The organism is uncultured Psychrosphaera sp. (genome assembly GCF_947500655.1).
Taxonomy (GTDB): Bacteria; Pseudomonadota; Gammaproteobacteria; order Enterobacterales; family Alteromonadaceae; genus Psychrosphaera.
The window spans coordinates 177,231-189,410 of sequence record NZ_CANMSK010000002.1 but is presented as its reverse complement, the minus strand read 5'-3'; the positions used below and the strand labels follow the sequence as shown (position 1 = coordinate 189,410).

Below are 12,180 nucleotides of genomic sequence, written 5' to 3'. Positions count from 1 at the left end.
GTAACTAACAGTATTGCACAACCACGTTTTTTATTAACTTTACGAAATAGCTCAGACACTTCCGGTGCGGGTGTCTAGGTTGCCGATGGGTTCGGCTTACCTTGAGTTAACATTAATGGCATCAGCGCATTGTTAAATACGCTAAATGCAGAAGTAAGATGATGAAACTGGAATACAAAATCAATTTTACTACCCCGCATTGCGGTGAGTTGCTTGTCGTCCATTGAGTCTGTTTTATTGTTGTATATCAAGTAATAAAAAAATTACCAAGCATGATCGATATATTTATAGAAATGATGCTGTATTGTTAGAGTCTTTCTTTTATATTCTTTTTTACTAATAGTTTCATCTTCTAAATATACGAACTGTCTACATTCATTTTGTATACTCTGTTTGAAAATAGGTTTAGTAAGTTCCATAAACCTATTCAGAGTTAAAGTTTGATCAACTAACTTATCAAGATTTGGAATGTCTTTAGACATCTCCGCCACTTGCTCTTGCCAGCCTAGTTGTACATGGATATTATCGTCCCTCAAAAACAATTTAAATATATAGATTGCAGTACCAGTATCATCAAGCATACATGGCAAGTGGACGGTTCCATTTTTTTCTACTTTCTTTTGCAGGTATTTTATTTTGTTTCTAAGACCTTCCAGTTCGCTGTTTGACGCCGTATTAGGATCTTTTTCAGTATCATTACCGTTTGAAAAAGTATTATTAGAATCATTATATTTTTCTAGGGTTTCATTAATATATTTTACTTTATTCTCTAAATCACTTTGATCTTTCAATCTATTAATAACAAAATTTAATTCAGAAACATTTACATTATCAATAGGTGCAGAATATAAATTTAAATATAAATTACTTAGCTGTTCTGGCGTTGCTTTATCTTTAATATTAAACTCATCAAGAATTACCTGGACGTCATCACTTGGTTTAAGTCTAGGATTTTTATTCTTATCTTCTAAGTATTTTATAGTCTTTTCTATATCATTATTTATTACCGGCTTCGAATCTTTATTACTTGCAAGTTCATCATTAATTACTTTTATTCTATTTATACCGTCTAATACATCTTTCAGTTGATCTTTATAAGCCTTGTCCTCAACGTAATTTACATTTTGTGAAGATTTGTTCTTAATATTGTGTAGATTATCTAAGGCTTTTTGCAGTTCTTCATCATTGATATCTGGAGTATTAAGTTCACTTTCCTGTGCATTTGTTAAAGCTTCTATTTGTTTAGCTAAAGGTTGTTGATCTTGGTTGAGTTGTTTTAATATCTCTTTTGTAGTTGGATCATAGTTAGCCTGATTATCCGTTTTAATCTTATTTAAATTATCTAAGGCTTTTTGCAGTTTTTCATCATTGATACCTGGATTTATTAATGCTTTTTCCAGCTCAGTTTTTAAACCTTCTATTTGCTTATCCAAAGGTTGTTCATCTTGGTTCAGTTGTTTTAATAACTCTTTTGTAATTGGATCGTAGTTACCCTGATTATCCGTTTTAATCTTATTTAAATTATCTAAGGCTTTTTGCAGCTCTTCATCATTGATACCTGGATTGATTAATGCTTTTTCCAGCTCAGTTTTTAAACCTTCTATTTGTTTAGCTAAAGGTTGTTCATCTCGATTAAGTTCTTTTAATAACTCTTTTGTAGTTGGGTCGTAGTTAGCCTGATTATCCGTTTTAATCTTATTTAAATTATCTAAGGCTTTTTGCACCTCTTCATCATTGATACCCGGAGTGATTAATGCTTTTTCCAGCTCAGTTTTTAAACCTTCTATTTGTTTAGCTAAAGGTTGTTCATCTTGGTTAAGTTGTTTTAATAACTCTTTTGTAATTGGATCGTAGTTAGCCTGATTATCCGTTTCAATCTTAGTTAAATTATCTAAGGCTTTTTGCAGCTCTTCATCATTGATACCCGGAGTGATTAATGTTTTTTCCAGCTCAGCTTTTAAACCTTCTATTTGTTTAGCTAAAGGTTGTTGATCTTGGTTAAGTTGTTTTAATAACTCTTTTGTAATTGGGTCGTAGTTAACCTGATTATCGGTTTTAATCTTAGTTAAATTATCTAAGGCTTTTTGCACCTCTTCATCATTGATATCTGGATTGATTAATGTTTTTTCCAGCTCAGCGTTTAAACCTTCTATTTGTTTAGCTAAAGGTTGTTCATCTTGGTTAAGTTGTTTTAATAACTCTTTTGTAATTGGGTCGTAGTTAGCCTGATTATCCGTTTTAATTTTATTTAAATTATCTAAGGCTTTTTGCAGTTCTTCATTATTGCTATCTGGATTTTTTAATGCTTTTTCCAGCTCAGTTTTTAAACCTTCTATTTGTTGATCTAAAGGCTGTTGATCTTGGTTGAGTTGTTTTAATAACTCTTTTGTAATTGGGTCGTAGTTAGCCTGATTATCCGTTTCAATCTTATTTAAATTATCTAGGGCTTTTTCCAACTTTGAGTTTCTTGATATTGTATCAAGCTCTTTTTCTAAGTTTTCAATTTGTTGATCTAAAGGCTGTTGATCTTGGTTGAGTTGTTTTAATAACTCTTTTGTAGTTGGGTCGTAGTTAGCCTGATTATCCGTTTCAATCTTATTTAAATTATCTAGGGCTTTTTCCAACTTTGAGTTTCTTGATATTGCATCAAGCTCTTTTTCTAAGTTTTCAATTTGTTTAGCTAAAGGCTGTTGATCTTGGTTGAGTTGTTTTAATAACTCTTTTGTAGTTTGGTCGTAGTTAGCCTGATTATCCGTTTCAATCTTATTTAAATTATCTAGGGCTTTTTCCAACTTTGAATTTCTTGATATTGTATCAAGCTCTTTTTCTAAGTTTTCAATTTGTTTAGCTAAAGGTTGTTGATCTTGATTAAGTTGTTTTAATAACTCTTTTGTAGTTGGGTCGTAGTTAGCCTGATTATCCGTTTCAATCTTATTTAAATTATCTAGGGCTTTTTGCAACTTTGAATTTCTTGATACTGTATCAAGCTTTTTTTCTAAGTTTTCAATTTGTTTAGCTAAAGGTTGTTGATCTTGTTTGAGTTGTTTAAGTAACTCTTTTGTATTTGGATCATAGTTAGCCTGATTATTTATTTTAATCGCATTTAAATTATCTAGGGCTTTTTGCAACTTTGAATTTCTTGATACGGTATCAAGCTCTTTTTGTAAGTTTTTAATTTGTTTGCTTAAAGGTAGTTTCCCTTGTTTAAGCCTATTTAACATATCTTTTGTATTAGACTCGTACTTTCTTTGATTGTTTGTCTGCATACGATTTAAGTTGTTTATAGCTTTTTGTAACCCTGGGTTCTTTGATACTCTATTTTCATTCAATCGTTGTTTAAGTTTATTGAGTTTTAAATTTAAATCTTTGCTATCTAATTTTTTTCTTTCCAAACTATATTGTGAATTTTTAGGAATATTAGCTAGTTCATTTTCTAACCTGTTAATTTCTAATAATAATTTTTTATTTTTTAACTTTTGTTCTAAAAGTTCAATTTGTTTGTCAATTGGCTTATTTTTTTGATCCAATTTTTCTAGTATATCTTTTGTATTATCATCGTAATCTGTGACAAGCTTATAGTTTTTTTCCAATAGACTATTATCAAATCTTTTTAATTCGCCATTAAGAGTATCTAACTGTTTTTGTATTGGGGCATTATGAACATCAAGTTTTTGAAGCATATATTTTACAGTTTCATTACCTTTTAACTGCTTTAATTTATTAGTTAAAGCCATTCTATTTTGATAATTACTTTTTATTCTTTTTTCTAAGGATTGGATTTGTTGATGCAGTGGTTTATTTTCTAACTTTAAGTTTTTCAAAGTACCGATAGTAAGTGTATGGTTTTGTAAATCTTTTAGTTGTCCATTTAATTCGGTTTTATTTTTTAATAAATCTTTATAATTACCATAATCTTTCTGTTTATCAGCATTTATTACATTATTTATGATTTTATTTTCAATAAATATTGTTCCTGAATTATTGTTTTGTAGCTGATTATTTAACTTTTTGTACTTTCCAAGATTAACAAGATCATGAATTTTATTTTCTAAAACAGGATAATTTTTACTTACAACTTCTTCTGTTATTTCTCTTTGAGACTCAACAACTTTGTTCAATTCATTTATATGCGCTGTTTTATAAGTTAATTGATATACAGTAATAACCATGAACATAGCAAATAACACTATTATTAATTCAATAATGCTTAAGTTGAAAATTGATTTATTCTTCATCGGATTCTTTTAAGTTATTTAAGACTATTTTCAATCTGAGTTCCAAAAACAGTCATAACTTTTTTTTGTTCCCACACAGCGGTTTCATATTTTTATTTTTTATTTTTTATTTTCTTATCTTCTTTAACTTCTTCAGATATTAGTGCGGATTGTTTTTTATTTGAAGTTTCCATACTTTTAGTTATGCTTTTTATAGAAGCATTGAAAGTGTCAATACTCGCTTTAAAATCTTTATCAAGTAATTTGGTAAACTTTCCTAATGATCTTTCAGTTGAGACTACAAGTACTTCCATCCTCTCATCAATCATTTGAGAAAAAGCTTTATTTTTTTGCATATTATCTAGCAAGAGATCATTCATGATACGTATTTTATGTGCAACTGATTCATTAAGAATTTCGTTATTTACTTCTTCATTTGGCATGAAATTAGCCAAATAAATTCTAGCCAGAAGTCCTATTATAGTAGTCACTAGCGACACACCAAAATTACTTACTATATTGTCAATATTATATGAATTAGAAATTACACTGGTTAAAGAAACCAATATAGATACTAAAGTGAACATAAAACCTAAATAGTAATTACTATTTGCTAGCTGTTCTACTGAGATTTGTTTCTTTATAGTGTTTAAATAAAGGGTGGTGAAAAAATACACCACCATGATTAGTACAGAAAGACTTACAGTGATTAAATATAAACCACTGTAAGCACCGTATAGGCTCAGGCAAGCTCCAAGAATAAAAGCTACTATAAATACATTTTTTATTTCGGAGAACACAGTATTGCTTAACCTTCTATTCTTTTGATTATTACTTTTTCACTTCCAGATTTTGTAAAATATTCTTTCCAAAAATCTAAATATATTTTCCCTAAGTATTTCTCACGTCCATCTCTACGAACAAATAACAACTGCATCTCAACGTCTTTCAATTCAGTATATACTTTATGTTGGTAATTTGAGCGCCAAAAGTTTTCTATATTATTTTTGAAAAAAGAATAATCATCAGAGTGTTGTATGAAGTCTGAGATAATTGTAAATCTAGTTTTCGTCCCTTCTTCACTTCTTTTAATAGACTGATTGTTTATCATTTGTATAGTTTCAAAGATCGGCGATTTTGCAGCTACGGTATTAGCACTATCAAATTCTGTTAAAATTTCATTTAATGGTCTGAAAAGTTTTTCTTCCCATTTTTTCTTTATCATATTTGCATTGCCAAAAAATGCATCTACATCTTCACCTTGCCCAGGATTACAAACTTTCATCAAGGGTTGAACTACATCACTCACACTACTTGTAATAAAATGAAGTTGAAGTTGCTCATCTACAGCTAAATCAGCTACATTATTTTCAATAGCTTGTCTTATGGTTTTATGCTGAATAAGGCTATACACACCTGTGACATCTAATAATATTATATGTTTATTATATTGGCCGTCTATTCGACATAACGTTTCTTTATCTCTTGGTATTATTTCAGAAGAAACCGTTACAAATGTATAAATAATCAGACCAAATAACACAGCAACCGTAGACATAATTACAACAGCTAATAAATTACCACTCTTCTTTTTAGCTCTTTTACTAGAAGAGCTCTTTTTATCTCTATTTATTCTAGCCATCTATATGTTCTCACTTTCATCAGTATCGTTACCTAATAATTCAGCAGAATCTTTTAGCTCTTGCACAACTTTATTAAGATTATCTTTTGCTTCACGTTCATATACTGGCAAGTTTTCAATCGCAGATTCCAATAAAGCTGTTTTTTCTTTGTTATCAGCATATTCAAATTCTATACGCACTGGATTAAATTCTATGTCATGCTCAAAATACTCAGGACTTGGAGTTGTTCGCATATCACTATTCATTGATCTATAACGTCGTATAGCAGCCACTGCTAGACTTTGCATTGAATTTAAATAGCCATTATATTTGTTTTCTAATTTTTGCATTACGATATGAATATCTTGTATCTCTTCATACGTATCAGTAGCTTCTAGTTTTATCATCTCTATTTTTTTATTCATATCACTTAACATGGCATTTTCATCGTCAAGCAAAATCATATTTAAAGAATCAAATTCATCTTTTATTTTGTAATACTTTTTACTAATTTCGCTATATCCTGGGTATGGGTCTTTTATCTTATACAAATCAATTATTAATAGAGCGAAAAATAAAAGCCCCATAAAAACAAGTATGTATGACTCAAAATCAATCAAAGCAAAAGGACTTGAACTAAAATTTAAAACAGAGAAAGCATAAGCGTTGTCAAAATCTATTCTTAAAGCATCTCTATAATGTCCAACGAGAAAGTGAAAACATATAGTTGTAAAAACCATGGCTCCAGTTATAAAAGTATAACCCGTCTTCTTGACGCTACTTAAACTGGTAATATTTCGCCTTCTAATTAGAAGCACAACTAAATTGGCTACTAACACATTAATCATTACAATAACGAAAGCTTGTATAACTCCACCTAATAAACCTAAATCGCTACCTTTAGCAAAGAAACTAGCATTTAAAATTGATTCAGCGAAAACAATGGCAATTACAAGAGCCCAGTTAAGTAGGGGTTTAGTTGAAGACTGTTCTTGTCTAATTAAATTGTGTTCAGTTTTAAAATTATACAAATCTTTCTTTGCAAGATTAAACTCACCTTGAATGATTTTTGCTTCACTCGAGTTCTTACGAATATTGTATTGATACTCACTTCTAAAAACTTCAGGTATTGATTTTATAGTTTGAATACTTGAAATGGCTTTAGTCGCTTTCGTCATCATTCTTTTGAAAACTGAGAACTTATCATAAACAAGGTCATTAGCTTGTTGTACTTCGCCTTCACAATAAGAGATAATATTTCTTTCAGTTTCATCCAAATTCATTGAGTCACTATTAGGCTTCTCCTCCATTGCAGCTTGTTTAGCTGCAGAAGAAATCCTCTGAATTTGATCCAATTCATTAATCGTTTTAAGCTTAAAATCAGCCATTGAATACTTATCTGTCATTACTACAATCTTCCTAAGTTTAATTCTTGTTTCAATTTTTTATACAATCTAATAGAAACTTGTCATACGATAAAATGAAGTGATATAAAATCTAAGTTTTTATTTCTTTCATTACCTTTTAGTCCATTAATATTTTTCAAGCCGTTCTAACTTGTAATCATCAATATTATGGAACCTGACAATTGATTAGTAGGAACTAGTTAACTATTTTTTAAAAACACACCCACATTATTTATAACCAGCTTTAACTCTTTAGTAGTTAAAGCTTTTTTGTACTAAGTTCTTAGTATAAAAAATGGATGCAAATTTTTATAATATAAAGTCACCTAGCCTATTTTGGAATAATATCAAGCGGCATCATAATAGAACTTTGGTATAACTGCAATATGTTAGAAAGAGAATAAAGCTGGACGTACCACGGCGGGATTATATTTTTGACTCATCCGAATAGTAACTCCGCTCTAAACGTGTCATACCGAGCGATATCGCTTACCTCCAAAACAACATTTAAGCTTATGATTTTAAAGCAGAAATCAATGATTAAGAACGATTAATTTAAGTCATTCAACTTTCCATCGGTATATCCAATTCTGTTCACGATTTATACTTATTTATTTAACGGGCCGCACTGTACCAATTGGTAGCGATAGGTACAAGTAGTTTTTGGAAGAACTAATGAGTGACCCCATTGCTTCTAATTCAGATAGTATTAGATGGACACCCATTCTAAATTGAATCAATTGAATCTGGTCTTCAAAAAACTGTCAAATTGAAGTGCGTGTCTCTTTTAGTTCACTTTATTTTTTTAGAATCTCATCAATTTTATCCATATCTTCTGCATAAAGATGTTCAAAAATTGTACTTTCATTATGTCTAAATAAATTAATTAACTTGTAATATTGCTCCATATCTACCTCTTCAAAGATAGATGTTTTTTCTTCAATTAATGTATGAAACAACCAACTAGTGCTACTCCAAACAATATCCTTTCTGCTAAGTTTTTTTGCACTAAATTCTAAAAAAACAACAAATATTTCTTTGATATATTTAAAGTCATTTTCACTATCTTGTATATTAATAGACACTTTTTCTTCGATTTCCGGCCAACTAATCAATAGTAAGTCTCTGTACTGATAAACCGCTCCCAAATCTTCATCTGATGGACTTTGACTCATAGTTATTCACCTCCCAATTTACCCTTACCGACTTCGTCTAATTTATCCTTCTCAAATGTTACGACTTGGCATGCTCCACCTGCACCATGTTGACAATTTGCTTTAACCTCAGACGTAACCAATGGGGTCAGAGCTATTGATTTCACTTTAGGGCCACTGTAATTAAATTTTTAGTCATTTCAAAGCAAAAAAAGGTCAGTGAAAAACTCACTGACCTTTTAATAATATAACTAGCAATAAGTAACCACTAACTACTCTGTAAAAATAGCTTAAAGCTTGGGTTTTCAGTTTCATCTTTCCAGTTAAAGCCTAGCTCGTCTAAGTGTTGTTGCAGTTTTTCATCGTCTGCTTTTGTGGTTTCAAACGCGGCTAGTACTTGACCAAATGCGGCGCCGTGATTACGGTAATGGAATAATGTGATGTTCCAGTTTTGCCCTAACGTGTTTAAAAACTTGGAAAGTGCCCCTGGATACTCTGGAAATTCAAAACTAAAAATACGTTCATTAACTGGCTCTACTGGTTTGCCACCAACCATATGACGTACGTGTAGTTTTGCTAGTTCATTGTCCGATAAGTTAACTACTTGATAGTCTGCTTTAGTTAGCTGGTTTATCATTTCATCTAGCTCTTGCTGGCCGTTAGTTAACTTAACGCCAACATATATTTGTGCTTGGCTTTTGTCTTGAAAACGATAATTAAACTCCGTAATGGCTTTACCGCCAATCACGTCACAAAACTCAATAAATGCGCCTTGTCTTTCTGGAATAGTAACAGCAATAACCGCTTCTTTTTTCTCGCCCAGTTCAGTTCTTTCCGCTACATAACGTAACTTGTCAAAATTAAGGTTAGCACCAGATAATATGCAAGAAAGACGTTTACCTGTAATACCGTTTTGTTTTACGTATTTTTTTAATCCAGCCAAACTTAATGCACCAGCCGGCTCTGCAACTGCGCGCACATCATCAAATAAGTCTTTTATTGCGGCACATATTTCATCTGAATTTACCGTAACCACTTCATCACAATATTGTTGTGCTAGTTCAAAGGTATGTTTACCAATGCGTTTTACCGCAACACCGTCAGCGAATAAGTCTACTTGAGCTAAATCTACTGGCTCGCCAGCTTCTAATGCAGCTTTTAAACATGCAGCACCTTCTGGCTCAACACCAATGACTTTAATGCTTGGTTTTAACTGTTTAATGTAAACAGCCATTCCCGCGAGTAAACCGCCACCGCCAACAGGAATAAAAACAACATCTAGGTCTCTAACTTGCTGTAATAACTCTTTAGCAACTGTGCCTTGCCCTACAATAACGTCTTTATCATCAAAAGGATGGATATAAGTCATGGACTTTTCAGCGGCTAAGTTAAGAGCAAATTTATTTGCTTCATCAAAGCTCTTGCCCACTAACACCACATTAGCACCATGACCACGTACTGCATTTACTTTTATATCTGGCGTGGTTTCTGGCATCACAATAGTTGCGTTTACCCCTAATGTTTTTGCTGACAGGCCTAAGCCTTGAGCGTGATTTCCAGCAGAAGCTGCAACCACACCACAACTTAATTGTGTTTTAGATAAATTAGCGAGTTTGTTATAGGCTCCGCGTAATTTAAATGAATGCACAGGCTGTTCGTCTTCACGTTTTACAAAAACGTCGTTTTGTAATCGTTCTGACAAGCTCTTTAATCTATCTACATTAGTTTGAATTGCTATGTCATAAATTGGAGCCAACAAAATATCGTGAACAAATCCCTGTGCTACTTTCAGTTTATTTAGTTGGTCTGCTGGTGACATAGTTTTCTCTTTTATCTACGTTATAAAAAACTTGAGTCCATACTATGAACTCAAGTAATACATTATATATCTATGCTAATAACTAGGATCTGTTAACCCTTTTCGCAGTTATTAAAAGTTATCTAATAACTCACGATTACGCACTGCGCCTTTGTCAGCACTGGTGGCTAACATTGCATAGTTTTTAAGGGCGTAACTAATTGGACGAACACGATTAACTGGTTTCCAAGCGTCTTTGCCTTTAGCTTCCATCGCTTTACGGCGAGTTTCAAGTTCAGCTTCAGGTACTTGTAATGTAATTTCACGAGTAGGGATATCAATATGGATAATGTCGCCTTGCTCTACTAAGGCAATAGTACCGCCACTTCCCGCTTCTGGAGATACGTGACCAATTGATAAACCAGATGTTCCACCGGAGAAACGACCATCAGTCAATAACGCACATGCTTTGCCTAATCCCATAGATTTTAAGTAAGTTGTTGGGTATAGCATTTCTTGCATCCCCGGGCCACCTTTAGGACCTTCGTAACGGATAACAACCACTTCACCAGCTACAACTTTACCATCTAAGATCCCTGCAACTGCAGCATCTTGACTTTCAAATACATGAGCAGGGCCGGTAAATACTAAGTTATCATCAGACACACCTGCGGTTTTAACCACACAACCATCAACAGCAATATTACCAGCAAGAACGGCTAAGCCACCTTCCGTTGAAAAGGCATGTTCAATACTACGAATGCAGCCATTTTCACGGTCATCATCCAATGTATCCCAACGGCAATCTTGACTAAAGGCTTTGGTGGTACGAATACCAGCAGGGCCTGCGCGGTAGAATTTTTTAACGTCTTCGTCGTCTGTTACTTTTATATCGTATTTGGAAATCACGTCTGCCAAAGTTGTACCTAATACATTTGGCACGTCGGTTTTAAGTAAACCAGCACGTGATAGCTCACCCAAAATAGCAATAACACCACCAGCACGGTGAACATCTTCCATATGATATTTTGGCGTTGACGGCGCAACTTTACATAACTGCGGGACTATGCGAGATAACTTATCCATATCTTCCATGGTGTAATCTATGTCTGCTTCTTGTGCAGTTGCTAATAAATGTAAGATGGTATTAGTTGACCCACCCATAGCAATATCTAAACACATGGCATTGGAAAACGAATCTTTGTTAGCAATATTACGCGGCAGGGCAGACTCGTCGTTGTCTTGATAATAACGTTTAGTTAACTCAACAATTTGCTTGCCCGCTTTTAAGAATAACTGTTCGCGGTCAGCATGCGTTGCCAACATAGAACCGTTGCCCGGAAGCGCTAAACCTAACGCTTCTGCTAAACAGTTCATTGAGTTTGCAGTGAACATGCCTGAACAAGAACCACACGTTGGGCAAGCAGAGCGTTCTACTTGGTCTGATTGTTCGTTTGATACTTTTGGGTCGGCGCCTTGGATCATGGCATCAACTAAATCTAGTTTGATAATTTGATCAGAAAGCTTGGTTTTACCGGCTTCCATTGGGCCACCTGAGACAAAAATAACCGGAATATTTAAGCGCATCGCTGCCATTAACATGCCCGGAGTAATTTTGTCACAGTTTGAAATACACACCATGGCATCGGCACAATGCGCATTAACCATGTATTCAACTGAGTCCGCAATTAAGTCACGCGACGGTAAGCTATAAAGCATACCGCTGTGTCCCATGGCAATACCATCATCTACCGCAATCGTATTAAATTCTTTTGCTACACCGCCAGCATCTTCAATGGCACCAGCCACTAACTGACCCATATCTTTTAAATGCACATGACCCGGAACAAACTGAGTAAATGAGTTAACTACTGCAATAATAGGTTTACCAAAATCACCGTCTGTCATTCCAGTTGCTCGCCATAAAGCGCGAGCTCCTGCCATATTTCGACCTTGCGTAGACGTTGCTGAGCGTAACTTTGGCAT

General features: G+C 33.3%; 8 protein-coding genes. All 8 read right to left on the bottom strand.

What is annotated here, in order from left to right:
• Positions 1–74 precede the first annotated feature (74 nt).
• Complete coding sequence (locus tag Q0940_RS02995; RefSeq protein WP_299263667.1) at positions 75–251, bottom strand: hypothetical protein; 177 nt, start codon at positions 249–251, stop codon at positions 75–77.
• 12 nt (positions 252–263) lie between these two features.
• A complete protein-coding gene (locus tag Q0940_RS02990; protein WP_299263665.1) occupies positions 264–4,235 on the bottom strand; it encodes a hypothetical protein in 3,972 nt (1,323 codons plus the stop codon).
• 92 nt (positions 4,236–4,327) lie between these two features.
• Positions 4,328–5,014: a hypothetical protein gene (locus Q0940_RS02985; RefSeq protein WP_299263663.1), complete on the bottom strand. Its 687-nt coding sequence runs from the start codon at positions 5,012–5,014 to the stop codon at positions 4,328–4,330.
• An 8-nt stretch (positions 5,015–5,022) separates the two neighbouring features.
• Positions 5,023–5,856: a hypothetical protein gene (locus tag Q0940_RS02980; RefSeq protein ID WP_299263661.1), complete on the bottom strand. Its 834-nt coding sequence runs from the start codon at positions 5,854–5,856 to the stop codon at positions 5,023–5,025.
• A complete protein-coding gene (locus Q0940_RS02975) occupies positions 5,857–7,242 on the bottom strand; it encodes a hypothetical protein (RefSeq protein ID WP_299263658.1) in 1,386 nt (461 codons plus the stop codon). It abuts the gene before it with no gap.
• A 797-nt stretch (positions 7,243–8,039) separates the two neighbouring features.
• Positions 8,040–8,417, bottom strand: a complete 378-nt coding sequence (locus Q0940_RS02970) for a hypothetical protein (RefSeq protein ID WP_299263655.1) — start codon at positions 8,415–8,417, stop codon at positions 8,040–8,042.
• Positions 8,418–8,664: 247 nt separating this feature from the next.
• Positions 8,665–10,215, bottom strand: a complete 1,551-nt coding sequence (ilvA, locus tag Q0940_RS02965) for a threonine ammonia-lyase, biosynthetic (RefSeq protein ID WP_299263652.1) — start codon at positions 10,213–10,215, stop codon at positions 8,665–8,667.
• Between the two features lie 111 nt (positions 10,216–10,326).
• Positions 10,327–12,180 (bottom strand): dihydroxy-acid dehydratase, encoded by a 1,854-nt coding sequence (gene ilvD / locus Q0940_RS02960; protein WP_299263649.1) that lies wholly within the window; start codon positions 12,178–12,180, stop codon positions 10,327–10,329.

Coding starts and splice junctions, on each gene's coding strand:
- Q0940_RS02990 (WP_299263665.1), bottom strand. CDS start 4,235: ATGAAGAATAAATCAATTTTCAACTTAAGCATTATTGAATTAATAATA.
- Q0940_RS02980 (WP_299263661.1), bottom strand. CDS start 5,856: ATGGCTAGAATAAATAGAGATAAAAAGAGCTCTTCTAGTAAAAGAGCT.
- Q0940_RS02975 (WP_299263658.1), bottom strand. CDS start 7,242: ATGACAGATAAGTATTCAATGGCTGATTTTAAGCTTAAAACGATTAAT.
- Q0940_RS02970 (WP_299263655.1), bottom strand. CDS start 8,417: ATGAGTCAAAGTCCATCAGATGAAGATTTGGGAGCGGTTTATCAGTAC.
- ilvA (WP_299263652.1), bottom strand. CDS start 10,215: ATGTCACCAGCAGACCAACTAAATAAACTGAAAGTAGCACAGGGATTT.
- ilvD (WP_299263649.1), bottom strand. CDS start 12,180: ATGCCAAAGTTACGCTCAGCAACGTCTACGCAAGGTCGAAATATGGCA.